The 16027-nt window shown below is 61.6% G+C and carries 16 protein-coding genes and 1 pseudogene; 2 read left to right on the plus strand and 15 right to left on the minus strand.

Translation table 11 applies throughout. The features are described from left to right. Window positions 1–1198: 1198 nt before the first annotated feature. The 15 genes and pseudogenes from ACCD00_RS26780 to ACCD00_RS26850 all read right to left on the minus strand — a co-directional run bounded on the left by ACCD00_RS26780 (window position 1199) and on the right by ACCD00_RS26850 (window position 13891). The gene (locus ACCD00_RS26780) at window positions 1199–1738 is read right to left on the minus strand and encodes a type II secretion system protein (protein WP_413428300.1); all 540 of its coding nucleotides are present in this window, start codon (window positions 1736–1738) and stop codon (window positions 1199–1201) included. After that, a complete protein-coding gene (locus ACCD00_RS26785; protein WP_057397270.1) occupies window positions 1713–2087 on the minus strand; it encodes a type II secretion system protein in 375 nt (124 codons plus the stop codon). The genes ACCD00_RS26780 and ACCD00_RS26785 overlap by 26 nt, the downstream gene beginning before the upstream one ends. Window positions 2088–2091: 4 nt before the next feature. Next, window positions 2092–2565 (minus strand): type II secretion system protein, encoded by a 474-nt coding sequence (locus ACCD00_RS26790; RefSeq protein ID WP_413428301.1) that lies wholly within the window; start codon window positions 2563–2565, stop codon window positions 2092–2094. Window positions 2566–2567: 2 nt separating this feature from the next. Further along, window positions 2568–4394, minus strand: coding sequence for a secretin N-terminal domain-containing protein (locus ACCD00_RS26795; RefSeq protein WP_413428302.1), 1827 nt, complete (start codon window positions 4392–4394; stop codon window positions 2568–2570). Next, complete coding sequence (locus tag ACCD00_RS26800; RefSeq protein ID WP_413428303.1) at window positions 4391–4915, minus strand: hypothetical protein; 525 nt, start codon at window positions 4913–4915, stop codon at window positions 4391–4393. The genes ACCD00_RS26795 and ACCD00_RS26800 overlap by 4 nt, the downstream gene beginning before the upstream one ends. Continuing rightward, complete coding sequence (locus ACCD00_RS26805) at window positions 4915–5463, minus strand: GspMb/PilO family protein (RefSeq protein ID WP_413428304.1); 549 nt, start codon at window positions 5461–5463, stop codon at window positions 4915–4917. Before ACCD00_RS26805 ends, ACCD00_RS26800 begins: the two co-directional genes overlap by 1 nt. Continuing rightward, window positions 5450–5995, minus strand: coding sequence for a PilN domain-containing protein (locus ACCD00_RS26810; RefSeq protein ID WP_413428305.1), 546 nt, complete (start codon window positions 5993–5995; stop codon window positions 5450–5452). Before ACCD00_RS26810 ends, ACCD00_RS26805 begins: the two co-directional genes overlap by 14 nt. A gap of 1 nt (window position 5996) precedes the next feature. Continuing rightward, window positions 5997–6800: a hypothetical protein gene (locus tag ACCD00_RS26815; RefSeq protein ID WP_413428306.1), complete on the minus strand. Its 804-nt coding sequence runs from the start codon at window positions 6798–6800 to the stop codon at window positions 5997–5999. Further along, the gene (locus tag ACCD00_RS26820; RefSeq protein ID WP_413428307.1) at window positions 6781–8487 is read right to left on the minus strand and encodes a GspE/PulE family protein; all 1707 of its coding nucleotides are present in this window, start codon (window positions 8485–8487) and stop codon (window positions 6781–6783) included. Before ACCD00_RS26820 ends, ACCD00_RS26815 begins: the two co-directional genes overlap by 20 nt. An 84-nt stretch (window positions 8488–8571) precedes the next feature. Then, window positions 8572–9105 (minus strand): response regulator, encoded by a 534-nt coding sequence (locus ACCD00_RS26825; protein ID WP_413428308.1) that lies wholly within the window; start codon window positions 9103–9105, stop codon window positions 8572–8574. A gap of 223 nt (window positions 9106–9328) precedes the next feature. Next, on the minus strand, window positions 9329–10282 hold the full coding sequence (locus ACCD00_RS26830; RefSeq protein ID WP_413428309.1) for a peptidylprolyl isomerase: 954 nt from the start codon (window positions 10280–10282) through the stop codon (window positions 9329–9331). Between the two features lie 13 nt (window positions 10283–10295). Then, window positions 10296–11846, minus strand: a complete 1551-nt coding sequence (locus ACCD00_RS26835; protein WP_413428310.1) for an ABC transporter substrate-binding protein — start codon at window positions 11844–11846, stop codon at window positions 10296–10298. A gap of 36 nt (window positions 11847–11882) precedes the next feature. Next, a pseudogene (locus tag ACCD00_RS26840) lies at window positions 11883–12155 on the minus strand (SCO family protein); the annotation flags it as partial. An 11-nt stretch (window positions 12156–12166) separates the two neighbouring features. Continuing rightward, a complete protein-coding gene (locus ACCD00_RS26845; protein ID WP_413428312.1) occupies window positions 12167–12820 on the minus strand; it encodes an SCO family protein in 654 nt (217 codons plus the stop codon). Window positions 12821–13282: 462 nt separating this feature from the next. Continuing rightward, window positions 13283–13891, minus strand: a complete 609-nt coding sequence (locus ACCD00_RS26850; RefSeq protein ID WP_057397278.1) for a lytic transglycosylase domain-containing protein — start codon at window positions 13889–13891, stop codon at window positions 13283–13285. Window positions 13892–14086: 195 nt separating this feature from the next. Between ACCD00_RS26850 and gspG the strand changes: the two genes are divergently transcribed. Both gspG and ACCD00_RS26860 read left to right on the plus strand, forming a co-directional pair. After that, a complete protein-coding gene (gspG, locus tag ACCD00_RS26855) occupies window positions 14087–14521 on the plus strand; it encodes a type II secretion system major pseudopilin GspG (protein WP_085718840.1) in 435 nt (144 codons plus the stop codon). Window positions 14522–14535: 14 nt separating this feature from the next. Then, window positions 14536–15723 carry a type II secretion system F family protein gene (locus ACCD00_RS26860; protein WP_413428311.1) on the plus strand — a complete coding sequence of 396 codons (1188 nt, stop codon included), beginning with the start codon at window positions 14536–14538 and terminating at the stop codon, window positions 15721–15723. Window positions 15724–16027: the final 304 nt, after the last annotated feature.

The raw sequence follows: 16027 nt of genomic DNA on the forward strand, positions 1-16027 counted from the left end.
ACGTTCGGGGCGAGCGTTTTTTTGCTTACTTTTTTTAGGCGCTTGTAAAAAAAGTGAGTCGCCGTAAGGGCGAAACCGCCAGCCGTCGCTACCCAAATAATGGATATGTACTCAGTCAGCCCGCCTTCGCGAGCAGGCTAGCTCCCACAGGGGATCGCATACACCCACAAAAGCCTGGTCGGCCCGAAAGCCGCCAAGATCAAAGATCAAAGTCACTGTAAACGCTCCGGCTTTACGACTGCTGCGCAGCCGAACGGGAGCAAGCTCCCTCGCCACATGACGGGTGTGAGCCTGAAAATTTTCGTTGATGCTAGGCCGCTATCGCGAGCAGGCTCGCTCCCACAATCGGGTTCCCGGTTTTTACTCGATACTTGTGGCCACTGAAGATCCCTGTGGGAGCGAGCCTGCTCGCGATGGCGGGGTGTTGGGTGACGTGTCTTTTACCGGTGTACATATCCGTTTATGCGGCAACGGCGGCTTAGGGTTCCGCCCTGACGGCGGGTTACTTGGAAAAGCCCCAAGTAACCAAGGGCTCTTGCCCCTGACGTTCGGCCTCTCGAGGGGGCAAGCAGATCAAAAGCCAAAGCGAGGCGGCCTACTGGCCGGCCTGATCGCAATTGAACGCGTTTCCCTGTAGGAGCGAGCTTGCTCGCGAAAAACGCCAGGACAACGCGGGGATTCAGGCCGCCCGCGTTATCGTTGACGCCCATCGCGAGCACGCTCGCTCCTACAGAAGAGCAGAGCAAAAGCAGATCGGCGTACGCCCACGCTCTTCACCATTCAACAGGCCGAGCGTTAGCTCGCCTGCCGCTCTTGATCTTGATCCACCCGCCCCCTCGGCAGGCTGAGCGGAGGTGTTCATCCGGGGATGGGCGCGCAGCGCCGTTCGACGCAGTCGAACTCATTGCATGTAGGTCGAGCGCAGCCGACCGGAGGGCAATGCCCCCGGATGAATGCCGGAGCGAAGGAACCCCGAGCCTTGGCGAGGGGCCGGACGTAAGGGGCGAGCGTTTTTTTGCTTACTTTTTTTAGGCGCTTGTAAAAAAAGTGAGTCGCCGTAAGGGCGAAACCCTAAGTCGCCGTAACCCAAAAAACGGATATGTACCCAGTCAGGCCGCCTTCGCGAGCAAGCCCACTCCCACAGAAGAGCCGAGCAAAGGCAGATCGGCGTACACAAATGCCCCCAGTCAGCGACGATTCATGGCTGCAAAGCCTGGGGCTCGGTGGACTGTGCTTTCGGCGGCCCCTCGGTTTCCTCGAGGGAGGCTTTCTCGGCCACGAACTGCCAGTCCTTGTAGCTGGCCATGCCGTTGAAGTCCGACCACTGGCTGGGAAAGTTCACCTGCTTGAGCGGCTTCTCCGTGGACGGGCAATACACACCGCTGATACGCCCGTCGATACCGCGAATCAGCTCCCATTCGCCACCTGTCATCGGCTCCGGGTACAACTGCCGGATATGGTGCCTGGCCGACGGAAAACGCTCGTCCTGCAACAGGTCCGCGAGTTCTTTCGGGTACTGCGCCACACCGGGCGAACTTCGGTAATAGCTGCGCAGCGCCTGGGCATACTGCGTACCGACCCAGAGCAACTGGTTTTCGCGATCCCGGCGCGCGGCGGTGGCCCACAACTCGCCGGCACTGGCCAGGCCCATGCCAATCACGACGATCAGAAACAGCACCCCCAGGTAGGTGAAGCCATCCTGGTCCGATGGCTTACCACTCGGAATAAAGGCTGCCATCACGTGCCCTCCCTTTGGCCCCACTCTTGATGTCAGCCACCCCGCCCGCCACGCCATCCGGTGGTGCAACCACAACCCAGGCGTCCTTGCGCTCGACAATCGGGTCCAGCGGCTGGTTACGCAGGTAGCGCAGTTCGACCAGCTGTTCGATGGAGTCGGGATAACGCCCGGTGTCCCCGTAATAGTGATCCAGCGCCTCGCGCATGGACGACAGGCTCTGGTGCAGGGTGGTCTCTTTCGAGGCCTCCAGACTGTTGAAGTAGCGTGGCAAGGCAATCGTCATCAGGGTCGCGATGATTGCCAGGACCACCATCAGTTCAATGAGGGTAAAACCCTTTTGCCGACGCATATGCTCACCACTCTCGGTAGGCGATGCCGTTGAGACCCTTGCCCCGGGCCTTGGAGTAAACGTCAAAGACGTCCTGGCCCTCCCGCGGGTTCTCAGCGGAACTGTCATAGGAACGCAGGCCCCAGCCACCATTGTCGTCACGCTTGATGGTGGCCAACGGGTCACGGGGGATGCGCCGCAGGAAATAGAACTTGGCACCCTTGGCGCTACGCACGTCACGCACACCGTCGACCAGCACTTTCAGGTTCGGCGGGTAGCCATTGCTGTCGAGCGACTTCTCGATGTAGCCGGCGTCGAAGGCACGTTTGTAGGCGTCGATGCCGTCGCGGATCTGGTACAGCGCGGTCCGCAGTTCCTGTTCTTTGCCCCGGCGCACCACGGTCTCGGTCAGCGGTGCGGCCATGCTGGCCAGCAGGCCCACCAGGGCCAGCGTCACCACGACTTCGATCAGGCTGAAACCGCGTTGCGAGGCGTTCATGATCAAGGCTTCCCGACAGTAACCGTGGTGGCGATCGGTGTGCTCATGGGGTTCGTCTGAACCGTCGTGCTCATCGAGCGGTCCGGTGCCTGGATGTGCATGCTGGTTTCGGTACCGGTCGGGAATTCCATATCCGACGGGCTCTGGTACGGCAGGTTGCGCACGATCCGCGGGGTGATCGACAGCACCAGCTCGGACTTGCTGACGTCATCCTTGTTGCTGCCGAACAGGCGACCCAGGCCGGGAATGTCACCCAGGCCGGGAATCTTGTTGCCGGTGGCGCCATGGTCGTTGCGCACCAGACCGGCGAGGATCTGGGTTTCGCCGTCATGCAGACGCAAGGTGGTCTGGGCGTTGCGGGTATCGACCTGGACCGGAATGGTGCCCTGGCGGGTCGGTTCCAGCGGCGTGGCGTTACTGACTTCCAGCGCGACCTTGATCGCCACTTCGTTGTTCAGGTGCACGATCGGTTGCACTTCGAGCTTGAGACCGACGTCGAGGTAGGTCACGCTTTCGGTGATCACCGGGCCCTGGGTCGAAGGCACCGACGTGGCGCTGATGATCGGCACACGCTGACCGATGTGGATGCGCGCCTGTTCACGGTTACTCACCCGAATCACCGGGCTGGCCAGGGTGTTGATGTCCTTGTCCTGGGCATTGATCTTGGCCTGCGGCGCTGGCGAGATGGAAATCCGGCTGGAGTCGATGCCCTTGAGTTGGTCAAGAATGGACACTGGCGAGCCGTCGCTGTTGATCACACCGAAGGTGTTGGGCCATTGCAGGCCAAGGTCGAGAATGCGCTGACGGGCGACTTCCATCACTTCCACTTCCAGCACCACTTCCGGGTTGGACTGGTCCTGGGACTGCAGGAGTTTTTCCGCCATGCGCACCGCGTCACCGGTATCGCGCATGGTCAGAGTGTTGAGGCGCTCGTCAACGAACACGTCGCGGGTCTTGAGCATGGTTTTGATCATGTTCAGCGCCGTGTTGGCATCGATGCTGGTCAGGTAGAAGGTGCGCATCACCAGCTCCTGATAATCCTTGAGCTTCTGCGGCGAGTCCGGGTAGATCAGCAGGGTGTTTTCATTCACCACTTTCTGATGCAGCTGATTCTGTTGCAGCAGCAGCTCCACGGCGTCTTCGATACGTACGTCGCGTACGAAGATCGTGGCTTTCATGTCCGGGCGCAGATCCTTGTCGAAGATGAAGTTCAGGCCGGCGACCTGGGACAGCACTTCGAAAATGGTCTTGAGGTTGGCATCGCGAAATTCCAGGGTCACCGGCCGGTCCAGGCGCGTACGCAACTGCGGGTACTGCACCACATTGCGGCTCTGCACCAGGCGGATGCTGTCTTGCAGCTCCAGGGCACCTTGGTTATTCGGGTCCAGTTCGAGAATCTGTTTGACCTGGCGGTCGGCTCCGTAGATGTCACCGCGACGCAGGTCGCCACGGGCCAGTTCGAGTTTCTCATCCATGCTGCGCAGGTAGTCGAGCTGGTGCAGGGAATCCTGGGCACGACGGTTGTGCGGTTCGATGGTCAATACCCGGCTGTAAGTCATGCGGGCCCCGGCGAAATTACGCTGGGCCCGGTCCATGTCAGCCTGGGTCAGCAGCGCCGTCACGGCGCGGGCCCGACCGCTGTTGAGGGCCATGTGCAGATCGGTATCGCGAGGGTTTTCACGCAATCCCTGTTCGATGCGGGCCAGACCGGCTTCGTACTGACCCGACTCCATCAGGGCCGAAGCTTCGTCCCTGGCAACCTGCGCCGAACTGCACGCGGCCAACCCTGCGCACAGGCAGAGGCTCATCAGCAAACGGGATTTGTTCATTCCGTACTCCCCACAGGCAAGGTCTGCGCTAAACGCAGAGGCAGGTAGACCAGGCTCAGCTCCTCATCGGAAATCCGCTCGATCCGCCAGGTGTCGTCGATTACATCCCCTTTGCGCACGACGTATATTTTTTCGCCGTTCTGCAAGAACACCTGCAGATCGGAACGGTCATCCAGCCTGCCGACAAACTGGAAGGGCAACGGCGGTGCAGTGGGGGTTTGCACCACCGGATTAACGATTTCCGATTGTTCAGTGACGGTGCCGGTGCCGGGGGCCGCTGCCGCTTTCCAGCTGCGGGCGGCGAACAGGTCGCCGGCCGGGCTCAGATCCTTGATCGGCGTCACCGCAGCGGCAGTCGATGCCGCCGCCGATGCGCCAGGGGTCTTGTCTCTGGTTGGCGTGGCTACGGTGGCCACCGCGGGCTCGCTGTCGTCAGCCTGTTTGAAGTATTCGGGGAACCAGGCGAGCGCTGCCGCTACACCGAAGAACACCACCCAACCCACCACTCGTTTGGTATTCATCATGACCTCGACAGGTAAAGGGTCATGCGGATTCGCCCGGTCAGGTCGGTTTCGGCGATGTTCTTGCGCTGGAACTCCACATCCTCCAGTACCACCGCCGGCAACTGGCCAAGCAAGGCGTGCAGGAAACGCCGCAGTTGCGGATAGCTGCCCCGTACCGGCAGCAGGATCTGATAACGGGCCAGGTGCGTCTTGGGGTCCACGCCCAGGGAGTATTCACCCCGGGACAAGGTGATGCGCTCCTGGGCGGCCAGGGCATAGATCCTGTCGATGACCACCGTGGCCTGAGGCTGGGACGGCAGCTTGCTGCGGAAGTCGTCGAGCTGGCGCTGCGGCACAACCGGTGCAGCCACGGTGCCGTCTTCGACCTTGGCCAGGTACTCGGTGGCTTCGCGGGTCTGCTGGTTGAGGTTTTGCAGCGACTCCCAGTCCGGCAGCAACCCGACCAGGCCATAGCTCAGCGCCAGCACCAGCATGCCCAGCCCTGCCAGCCCCGGAACGCCCAGGCCTTGCAGGTATTCGTGGACGATCAATTTATGGATTTGCATCGCCGATCTCCCAGGTAGCCGACAGGTTGAACTGCACCGGGTGTTCCGGCACGTTGGCGACAATTTCGTGGTTCAGCAGCGACACATCGGACAGCTCGTCACTGGCTTCGAGGCGACGGTGGAAATCGAGCATGGCGTCCAGGTCCAGCGCCTCGGCGCTGATCCGCACCTGGCCCTTGCGGGCATCGGGGGTCAGGCTCAGCAGGGCAATGTTGTCCCGCGGCATGGCTTCGAGGGTGGCGAACAAGCGTTCCCAGGGGCGGCGCAGCTGCTGCGAGACCTTGCGCATTTCAGCCAGGTTCTGTGCCTGCTCGCGGATTTGCGCCGGGGTCAGGCTGACCTTGCTGCCGTTATCGCCAGTGAGCACCCGCTGTGTGGTTTGCAGGTGGCCTTGCTGTTGTTCGGCCTCGTTGCTCAGGTGCTGCTGCACCAGCAGGCAAGTCAGTGTCAGCACCACGCCACCGGCCAGCAGGCTCCAGCCCAGAGGACCGCAACGGCGACGCGGCTGAAAGTCGAGCATCAGGGGGCGCATGTCAGGCCACCGCCCGAGACATGACGTACAGGCAATCGCGTACGGCTGTCCGGTCCTCTTCGAGGGTGCGCAGATGCGCACCGGGCACGTCAGGGGGCGAATCGATGCGCGCCGGTGCATGCAGGTAGACATTCAACGGCCGATCGCTGGTGGATGCCTGCAACTGGTTTTCACGGCCGATCAGTGCGCTCAGCGCGGCATCGCTGTCGCTGCTGCCCACCGAGCGCACCGAGGTCCAGCGCCCCTCCCGGGCCAGCAGCAAAACGCTGCGTACCGGTTCGGCGACCACGAACAGGAAGTCTCCGGCATCAAGGCTTTTATCGAAATGGTTGAACGCCGCCATCAGGTACGGCTGCACCGAACGCAAGCGCAGGCCGCGAGCGCTGACCACGGCGCGCAGGCGTTCGAGCAAGTCCTGTGGCAGCGCGGTGGCGATACGGTCGTAACCGGCGGGTTCGGGCGACAGCACCATGCTCCAGGGTTGCGCCGGGGCACCGTAGAGGTCTTCGAAACACAGTTGGGCGAAGCCGAGCAATTCGGCCGGGCTGCTGATCTGCTCGCTCCAGGGCACCAGGCAATAGCGGCTGAAGTGTCCGGAGATCACCACGGTCAGTTCTGCCCTGGCAACGGCATGTTCGGCCAGCAAACGGTCGAGGGTGTCGAGGGCCACCGTCCAGGCCTGGAAACCTTCGTCGATGTAGCCGACGCTGCCCAGCCAGTGGGTTGCACTGCCCTGCCGTTGCCCCAGGCCGACACCGCTGGCGCCGAGCACGGCGACAAATTGCTCACGAGATAAAAGTGACACGATTGATCTCCTCGAGAGTGGTCCGGCCTTGTTCCACCAGTTCCAGCGCCGACTCGCGCAACAGACGCAAGCCATGTTTGCAGGCATGGGCCTTGATTCTGGAAATGGGTTGGCGCTCGACGATCATTTGCCGCAGCTCGTCGTCCAGGTGCAGCAGCTCGGCAATCGCGCTACGCCCGCGATAACCGGTGCCGCGGCAATGCCCGCAGCCCTTGCCGTGGACGAACTGGAAGTGAGCGACCTTTTGCGGATCGAGCCCCGAGACCTCCAGCTCTTCGACTGTCGGGCTGTACGGGGCGCTGCAACTGGTACAGACCAGGCGGATCAAACGCTGGGCCAGCACGGCATTGAGCGCCGAGACCAGGCTGTAGGGGTCGATTTCCATCTGGGTGAAACGGCTGATCACGTCGAACACGTTGTTGGCGTGAATGGTGGTGAACACCAGGTGACCGGTGAGCGCCGATTGCACGGCGATCTGTGCGGTGTCCGGGTCGCGGATTTCACCGACCATGATCTTGTCCGGATCATGCCGCAGGATCGAGCGCAGGCCCCGGGCGAACGTCAGGCCTTTTTTCTCGTTAACCGGGATTTGCAGCACGCCCGGCAGTTGATATTCCACCGGGTCTTCAATGGTGATGATCTTGTCCACGCCATGGTTGATCTCGGTGATCATCGCGTACAGGGTGGTGGTCTTGCCGCTACCGGTAGGCCCGGTCACCAGCACCATGCCGTAGGGTTCGGCGGCCAGCCGGCGCAGCTGGCGCAGGGTTTCGTCTTCAAAGCCCAGGGCCTGCAGTTGCACGCCACAGACCTTGTCGGCGAGGTCTTGTTTGTCGAGTACCCGCAGTACCGCGTCTTCGCCGAAGATGCTCGGCATGATCGACACCCGGAAGTCGATCTGCCGGCCGCTGATACCGACTTTGAAACGACCATCCTGGGGCACACGCTTTTCGCCGATGTCCAGTTCGGCCATGACCTTGACCCGGGAAATCACCTGCTCGGCGAACTCGCTGCCCTGGATCTTGCTGATGTTGTTGAGCACGCCGTCGATCCGGTACTTGATCACCAGGCCGCTGCCGGTGGTGCCGAGGTGGATGTCGCTGGCGTGCATTTTCAGCGCGTCGTACAGGGTCGAGTTGACCAGTTTGACCACCACGCTGGAGTCTTCGCTGATGCTGGTCAGGGACAGGCTTTGCACGGTGTCGATTTCGGTTCCGGCCTCGGCCTGGGCGTTGAGCGACTCCACCGCATGGAAACTTTCTTCGTGCCGCGCCAGGTAGGCCTTCAGGTCGTCGGCATGCACCAGGTACAGCGGCGCGCCGTGCAGGCATTCATCGATCCAGGCCAGGCGCGCACTGTCAAAAGGGTCGGCGAACACACCGATGACCGCATCGTCATGGCGCAGCAGGATGAATTCGCGCTTGAGGCATTGGGCCAGGGTCACCCGGTCGAACACCGGGGTGGAGTTGAACAGGCTGTCGGTGTCGAGCACCGGATAGTGCAGGGTTACACCCAGGCACTGGATGAAAGGCATGGGAGCCAGTCCACTCAACTCCCCGAGGGTGTCCAGCATCCGCTCGCCGGAACTGGTGGCCTGGGCCCGGGCCTGGGCCAGTTGTTCACTGGTAAATCGAGTCGGTACACATTCCTGTTGCGCCGGTTCTACAACAAGGGATAGACGGTCCATGGCATGCTCTCCAACGCCCGGGGCTTTGAGCCCTGTCGGCGCGACGAGCAATTTCGGCGGGGGCCGGAACGGCGTGTCGCGCCACTACTCCCCGGTGAGCAATTGTTCGTCGTCCGGTGCCATGGAGGCCGATGTATTTTTTCGGCGATCTGCAAGCACCCAACTACCGTCGTACAACTGCAGCGGGAAACTTTCGGTCCTGCTCTGGCGTCGTTCGACGAATCCTTCGCAAGTGCTCACACCCGGTCTGGGTTCGCGCTTCCTGCCCAGAAGATCAAGTACTGCACGGGCCAGTTCCGCCAGTGGAAACGGTTTGAACAGGATATGGCTGACTCCCAGTTGCCGGGCCCGCTCGCAAACTTCCGCGGTTGGATGCCCAGTGATCAGCACAAAATGACAATTCCTGTTCTGGCGGACGGCATCGAGCACCTGAAAGCCTTCCATATCGGGCAAGCGGTAATCGAACACCATCACATCGGGTGCGAAATCGTCAGCTTCGGCGATTCCTTGTGCACCGTCGTGAGCAATCCGGACTTCCAGTGCTTGCGCCTGCAGGTAACCCTGGAGGTTTTCCGCCAGCAACTGTTCGTCATCAACAACCAGTACTTTGTTCAACAAGGTCGACTCCTTGAAACCGCAGGTCCGGGATTGAACCTGGCCGAGTGCGCGCCTTGACAGGACTTACGCACACTTCATGCCAGGCTGAGCGCCGGTAATGTCAGGTCTTCATGTCCTTGAATTTAAAAACAATGCCTTCTCGTACAGGCATTCGATCCCCCCAAACACGGGGGAAGCGATCGGATCGTCGCTGACGTTTTTCCCCCACTTTTGGGGAACCCCCCTATTCATCGTCAATCCGCTCGATTCGATTGCGCGAGCGCAATTGCGCCAGTGCCTGCAAGCGCGCTTGAACCTGTTGTTGCCGGGCGAGGTAAGCCCGAACCATTTCAAGCCCTTGCTCCTGCGGGACATTGGTCGCCTCCATGTGGTTTTCCAGATAAATCAAATGCCAGCCCACCGACGTACGCACAGGTTCGCTGACAGCCCCCGGTGCCAGGGCAAACGCGACAGCCTCGAACTCCGGCAGCATCCGTCCACGGGGAAAGTAGCCCAAGTCGCCACCTTCGCTGGCCGACGCGTCTTCGGACCCGCTGCGGGCAAGGCTGGCGAAATCGGCCCCGGCAACGATGGACGCCCGCATTCCCATCAAGCGTAGCCGCGCGGCTTCGACAGTGGAAGGGTCTGCGCCGGGCCCTACCTTGACCAGGATATGCCGGGCCTGCACTGCTTCGGGCCGGTTCATCTCGGCACGGTGCTCTTCGTAGAACGCCCGGACCTGTTTTTCGTCTGGCTCACCGGCCTGGGTGAGGTCATTGAACACTTGCCGGGCCGCCAGTTCACGGCGGGTGTATTCGGTGTAACCGGCTTCGTCAAAACCGGCATCTTCAAGACGCCTGGCAAACACCTCGGCACCGCCCATGGCCTGGCGGGTCTGATCGATCCGGTCCTTGACCACGGCATCACTGATCACCACGCCGCGCTTGATGGCTTCCTGCCACAACAATTCGCGGTCGATCAAGGCATCCAGCGCGGCCTTGCGCAGTTGCCGGTAGGCTTTGGGATTGTCAATGCTGCCTTCCACCCGGCCCTGGTCTTCCAGGTATTCGGCGAAATAGCGCTCCAGGCGTAACCGGGAAATTTCCTCGCCATTGACCCGCGCCGCGGCCGGGCCATTGCTGCACCACGCCACGGGCCCCCACAGCGTCAACAGGACCAGCAAAGTGTTGAGTTTCATGATCGGCCTCCCGTCAGGGCGTGGCAGCAATGGGCTTATAGGGGGCGACCAGATAAAAACGCTGGTCCGGCAGATCCACCGTGACGATATGGGCACCGCTCAAGCCCAGGCGTCGGCCAGGACCAAAGCTGATCAGTGGCGTCAGCCCGGTATCGAAGTCATGCAGGCCTTCCAGGGCACTGACCAGCTTGCCGCGGCTGGCATCCCGCCCGGCCTGCTTCATGCCTTCGCTGAGCAGCATCATCGAACTGAACGCCCCCACTTGCAGCACCGCGTGCTGGCCACCGAGGCCCTGGTGTTCGCGCAATTGGGTCAGGGCCAGGCGCCCGGCCAGGGTCCAGTCGCTGGGCACGAACGGATAGGCCAGGAACACCCGCCGGGAAAATCCACTGGGCACCTGCGTCAGATTGCCCGCCACCTGGTTCGAGGTGGCGAACAGGTAAGGCACCTGCCCCGCCGTTTGCAAGCGCTCGGCCAGTCGACTGAAACCGCTGCTGCTGCCCAGGTAAAACACCGAGCGCGACCCCAGGGGCAAATCATCCCCGGTCGGGTCATAGGCTTGCAGGCGCACCTTCTGCCAGGCGTGCCCCTGCAAGTACCGGCCAAGTTCCTGCGCCGCCAGCCGTTGACCGGATTCGTCCGGATAGGCGATCAGCGTCGGCCCCTGAAGCACCCGCAGGCTGGCACCGGCGTATTCGGCCAGGGCGATCAATTGCTCGCGAAGCCCCGGCAGCGGTTCGAATATCTGCGGGCTGGTGTGGGGCGTGCCCTGCAAGGACAGCGGCCCGATCAGGGGAATGCCGGCCTCTTCCAGACGCGCGGCAAGGTCCATGTCCAATGCTGGCGCCAGCGGGGCAATCAGGGCAAACACCTGCTCCTCATCGATCAACCGGTCCAACGCCTTTTCGGCACTGACGCGGTCGGTGCCGGGATCAAGGATGGTCAGGCGCAACTGCCGGCCATGAATTCCGCCCGCCTCGTTGATACGCGCCACGCAGCCGTTGAGCACCGCCGCCACCGTGGCCCCCTCCTCGCTCAATGGCCCGGCACCCGGCAACAAAGTGCCCAGGTGCAGAGTGTCGGGGCTCAGGCCCGGATCGCGGTCTTCGGCCAGACGCTTGAGGTACGCCGTGAGGTTGCGTTGATCGTTCGTCGACAACACGAACCGTGGCATTGTCGGATCGAGCCGGTTGTTGCCGGGGTCGCGCCCCTCCTGTACCGCCCGCGCCAGGGTGCTGTCGCTGTAGGCCGGATAACTGCGGCCGTTGACCTGCTGCTGGCCGGGAGTGCTGGCCAGCCGCGACCAGCTCAAGTCCGGTGGTCGCACCCTGCCTTCCGGGCGACCGAGGCCGTCGTCGCCATGACAACTGGCGCACGGCAGTTGGGTGGCCGGTAGCACCATGTTGGATACGCCAACCCGGGCCATGATCGGCTCGCCACTGGCCGACACACCTTCGCGGTACAACCGCTTGCCGGCAATTTCGCTGAGGCTCAGCGGCAGCGCCTGGGCGCTGAACGTAAGGCTCCCGAGGAGCAGCAGGCCAAGGACCAGGGCAGTATTCATGGCCATGGCTCAGCGACCGGCCACAGGCATTGTCAACAACCCAAGGTCCATTTGCGCCTTGTCGCCGGTAAGAAAAAACCAGTGGGGCCCATCGATGCCCTCTTTCAAGGTGTAAACCTTGAGTACCGCCGGGGTGTCCCGCAGCGGATCACTGGTAAGGGAGATAAAGGAGATGCCGTCGGCCTTGTCGCCCAACGCTTCACGTATTTTATTGAGCTTGCGGGCAATCAGCGGGCAAGCATCGTTGCAACGGGTGAAAATCACATTGCGCAGCACCACCTGGTCCTGCAACGGCGCGTCGGCAAACCAGTCGATGGCTCTCATGGCTGCTGCTCCAAGGCGATGGCCGTGTGCTTGGCGTGGGTGTTGCGTTCACCACTGAGCTTTTCGACGGCCCGGGCCAGCTCCTTCGGGTCGGTGAGTCCGTAGTAACGGGTCCAGAAACGGTTGTTGCCGTCCCCCACCAGAATCTGCGGCGAGTGATTCTTGAAGTCACCGCTGTAGGCGAGCCCCTTGAGGGTGGCATCGACCGACTGCGGCGAACCGGTCAGCCAGCTCCAGCCCGGCCCAGCCTGGAACGTGCGGGCGTAGTCGCTCAGGCGCTGGGGATCATCACGCTGCGGGTCGATGCTGATCGACACCAGTTGCACCTCGGTGCCGACCCGCGCACCCAACTGCTTCTGCACCTTGCCCATGATCGAGGACACCATCGGGCAGACCGTGGTGCAACTGGTGTAGATGAAGCCCATGACCACGATCTTGTGCCTCACCAGGTCTTTTTCCAGACTGACGACCTTGCCGTCCTGGTCCAGCAGGTCCACGTCGGCAAACTTGATCCGGGTGGTCTCCGGACTGGCCTTCCCGGCGGCCATGTCGTGCCCGTCATGTTCATCCGACGAGTGAGCCAGCGCCTGGCCGATACCGATGGCCAACAGACAGAACGTCAGCAGGCCGCAATGTGCGAATCGGTTCATGTCAGCTTCCTCTTGGTGGGTATCGCCGGGTATGACCCGAACGCTGGCAATGGTCTTGTCGTCGAAACTCGAACCGAGGGACGCCACCGGCACGTGCAGGTACCAGGCACCGTTCTGGTCGAGGGTCACCGGGGCTTCATGAATACCGTCGCTTGCGCTCGCAACGTGCAATTGCGCAGGCAATCCCGATGCCGGGCATCGATGTCACCAACAACGGCAAATCAATCAGGGACGGGGCGCGAGATATGCCGATCATAGTCTCGGGCCTCGTTGCGGATCATCCGGGGTGAGCTTCTCGATAAATCGTCCAGAGCAATCTGCATGCCACAAAAAATTACGTTATTAATCATCTAGTTATGATAATGACTTGATAAACCGGGGGGGATATTCCCCACCCAACCCCCACTTTCTCGCTGGGGCCACTATTCCCCACTATTGGGGAAAATCGCCCCGGGGTTTCGATCACAGCGGCGCATCCGCGGACAACCCCTGCAAAAGCCGATACTGGTTCAGCACGCTGGGCACATAACGCTGGGTTTCGGCGAACGGCGGGACCACGTTGCCCCGGCTGAGCACCGCTTGCGGACCGGCGTTGTAGGCCGCCACGGCGAGGCGGATATCGTTGTCGAACATCGTCATCAGGCGCTTGAGATAACGGGCGCCACCCTGGATGTTGGCCTTGGGGTCGTAGACGTTGGTCACGCCCATTTCGCGGGCGGTGTCGGGCATCAATTGCATCAGCCCGCGAGCGCCCCTGGGTGAGGTTGCGCGGGCGTTGTATCTGGATTCGGTCTTGATCACTGCGTGCAGCAGCGCCGCCGGGAGTTCGTTGGCCGTGGCCGCCGCCGACACCAGCTCGGCATAGGGTTGCGCGGCGATCATCTGCGGTTGCTGGTCGAGGCTGACGACCGCCGCATCAGGTTCATGGATCACCCGTTCATAGTGGCGTCCGGGGCGGTGGACATTGGACAGGACGTAGCTGCCATTGGCGTCCACGGAAACAAACACATCGGCCTGTGCGGCGCCGGTCAACACAAGCAGACCCAGCAACCCGGTGGTGAGTGATTTCATTGTTATACCTCCCCTTTCCGGCCCCGAAAAATGGGGGTATTGCCCCAATGGCCAGTCGTGCAACAGCCATACGCAAGCACTGTGCCGTAAGTGAGAAGGCCCGTAGTACGGGGGGTGCAGAAGGATCACCAAACGTGAGCATGGCAATTGCATGCGTATACATGACAACTGTGCCGCCGACTGTGTGAGGTCATCATGAATCAGCGACTGTGTTATGCCCGGCGGACCCAAAGCGGGTTCACCCTGCTCGAACTGTTGGTGGTGCTGGTGGTGCTGGGGTTGTTGGCTGGCATCGTGGCGCCGAAGTATTTCGCCCAACTGGGTCGTTCCGAAGTGAAAGTGGCCAAGGCGCAAATAGAAGGCTTGAGCAAAGCCCTGGACCTTTATCGCCTGGAGGTCGGCCATTACCCGTCGACCGAACAGGGTTTGCAGGCGCTGGTCACTGCCCCCGCCGACGAACCGCGCTGGACCGGCCCATACCTGCAGAAAAAACTCCCGCTAGACCCCTGGGGCCACAACTACACCTATCGCTACCCCGGTGAAAACAGCGAGTACGACCTGCTGTCCATGGGCAAGGACGGACAACCCGGCGGTGAAGGCGAGAACGCCGAAGTCACCAACTGGAACTGACGGGAATGGCGACCATGCGCTTTCATCTCAAAGCCGTCGGCAAGGCAGGTGTCGTGTCAATGACCGTCGAGGCACCAGGGCACAGCGAAGCCAGGCGCATCGCCGAAGACCAGGGCCTGCGCGTCGTCAGCCTGCACGCCGAGCGACATTGGCGCGCGTTGCGCCTGCACCGGCGCGAGACGTTCAACCTGGTGTTGTTCAGCCAGGAACTGACCACCTTGCTCAACGCCGGCCTGCCGTTGATCGATGCGCTGGAAAGCCTGGCGGAAAAAGAAACCGCGCCACAGGCCCGTAAAACCTTGAGCGAGCTGGTGCGTTTGCTTTACGAGGGCAAATCGTTTTCCCAGGCTTTGAGTCAGCTGTCGGCCGTTTTCCCTGCGCTGTACGTTGCGCTGGTGCAGTCCAGTGAAAAGACCGGTGCCGTGGGCGATGCCCTGGGCCGGTATGTCAGCTATCGCCAACGCATGGACGAGGTTCGCCAGAAGATCGTAAGCGCGTCGATCTACCCCATGCTGTTGCTGGTGGTGGGCGGTGGCGTGGTGTTGTTTCTGATGGGTTATGTCGTACCGCGCTTCAGTCTGGTATTCGAGGGGCTGGGGTCGAACCTGCCATGGATGTCGCAGATCCTGATGAGCAGCGGCATGTTCCTTCACTCCCACCAGGGCGAATTCTTCGGCGGCCTGCTGGCCATCATCGTCGCCCTCGTCCTGCTCCAGCGCCAACCGGCCTTTCGTCGGGGGCTGGACCGCCTGATCGAAAAGCTCCCCGCGGTGCACCAGCGCATCTTCATGTATGAGCTGGCGCGCTTCTACCGTTCGCTGGGGATTCTGCTGCAAGGCGGCATTCCTCTGGTCACCGCCATGGGCATGGTCCGTGGCTTGCTCACCGTCGCCTCCCGCGCGCGCCTGGACCAGGCGTGCGAGCGGGTACGCGAGGGGCAGTCACTCTCTACCGCGCTGGAACTCAACCACCTGGTGACCCCCGTGTCGCTGCGCCTGCTGCGCGCTGGCGAACAGTCCGGCAATCTCGGGCAGATGATGGAGCGCAGCGCCGACTTCTACGACGAAGAAATCAGCCGCTGGATCGAGTGGTTCGTGCGGCTGTTCGAACCCTTGCTCATGACATTCATCGGCCTGTTGATCGGGGTGATCGTGATCCTGATGTACATCCCGATTTTCGAGCTGGCCTCGAGCATCCACTGACCTTATGCAACAGGGTCGCGCTGCCCGTTGCATTTTTTCAACCGCCAATTGAATAAATCAGTCCAGCGAGGTGTTTAACAAGTTCCCATGGGAAGAAAGCAGCACGTAGCAATGTTCATCAACGTTCCAATCTGAACAAGAGACGGAGAACGACATGCACATCAATAAGCTTTTACTCGCAGTAGCTATTGGCGCGGTTCTGTCGGCGTCTACCGTACTGATTCCGGACCACCTGTCCGGGGTATCCAGTGCTCAGGCCAAGGAAGGGGGTAGTGGCGGTGGTGGTGGCGGCAGTGGTGGTGGA

This window comes from Pseudomonas sp. Pseusp3 (assembly GCF_047304225.1).
Taxonomy (GTDB): Bacteria; Pseudomonadota; Gammaproteobacteria; order Pseudomonadales; family Pseudomonadaceae; genus Aquipseudomonas; species Aquipseudomonas fluorescens_CD.

Coding starts and splice junctions, on each gene's coding strand:
- ACCD00_RS26830 (WP_413428309.1), bottom strand. CDS start 10,282: ATGAAACTCAACACTTTGCTGGTCCTGTTGACGCTGTGGGGGCCCGTG.
- ACCD00_RS26810 (WP_413428305.1), bottom strand. CDS start 5,995: ATGCGCCCCCTGATGCTCGACTTTCAGCCGCGTCGCCGTTGCGGTCCT.
- ACCD00_RS26835 (WP_413428310.1), bottom strand. CDS start 11,846: ATGAATACTGCCCTGGTCCTTGGCCTGCTGCTCCTCGGGAGCCTTACG.
- ACCD00_RS26845 (WP_413428312.1), bottom strand. CDS start 12,820: ATGAACCGATTCGCACATTGCGGCCTGCTGACGTTCTGTCTGTTGGCC.
- ACCD00_RS26850 (WP_057397278.1), bottom strand. CDS start 13,891: ATGAAATCACTCACCACCGGGTTGCTGGGTCTGCTTGTGTTGACCGGC.
- gspG (WP_085718840.1), top strand. CDS start 14,087: ATGAATCAGCGACTGTGTTATGCCCGGCGGACCCAAAGCGGGTTCACC.
- ACCD00_RS26800 (WP_413428303.1), bottom strand. CDS start 4,915: ATGAATACCAAACGAGTGGTGGGTTGGGTGGTGTTCTTCGGTGTAGCG.
- ACCD00_RS26785 (WP_057397270.1), bottom strand. CDS start 2,087: ATGCGTCGGCAAAAGGGTTTTACCCTCATTGAACTGATGGTGGTCCTG.
- ACCD00_RS26795 (WP_413428302.1), bottom strand. CDS start 4,394: ATGAACAAATCCCGTTTGCTGATGAGCCTCTGCCTGTGCGCAGGGTTG.
- ACCD00_RS26805 (WP_413428304.1), bottom strand. CDS start 5,463: ATGCAAATCCATAAATTGATCGTCCACGAATACCTGCAAGGCCTGGGC.
- ACCD00_RS26860 (WP_413428311.1), top strand. CDS start 14,536: ATGCGCTTTCATCTCAAAGCCGTCGGCAAGGCAGGTGTCGTGTCAATG.
- ACCD00_RS26790 (WP_413428301.1), bottom strand. CDS start 2,565: ATGAACGCCTCGCAACGCGGTTTCAGCCTGATCGAAGTCGTGGTGACG.
- ACCD00_RS26820 (WP_413428307.1), bottom strand. CDS start 8,487: ATGGACCGTCTATCCCTTGTTGTAGAACCGGCGCAACAGGAATGTGTA.
- ACCD00_RS26780 (WP_413428300.1), bottom strand. CDS start 1,738: ATGGCAGCCTTTATTCCGAGTGGTAAGCCATCGGACCAGGATGGCTTC.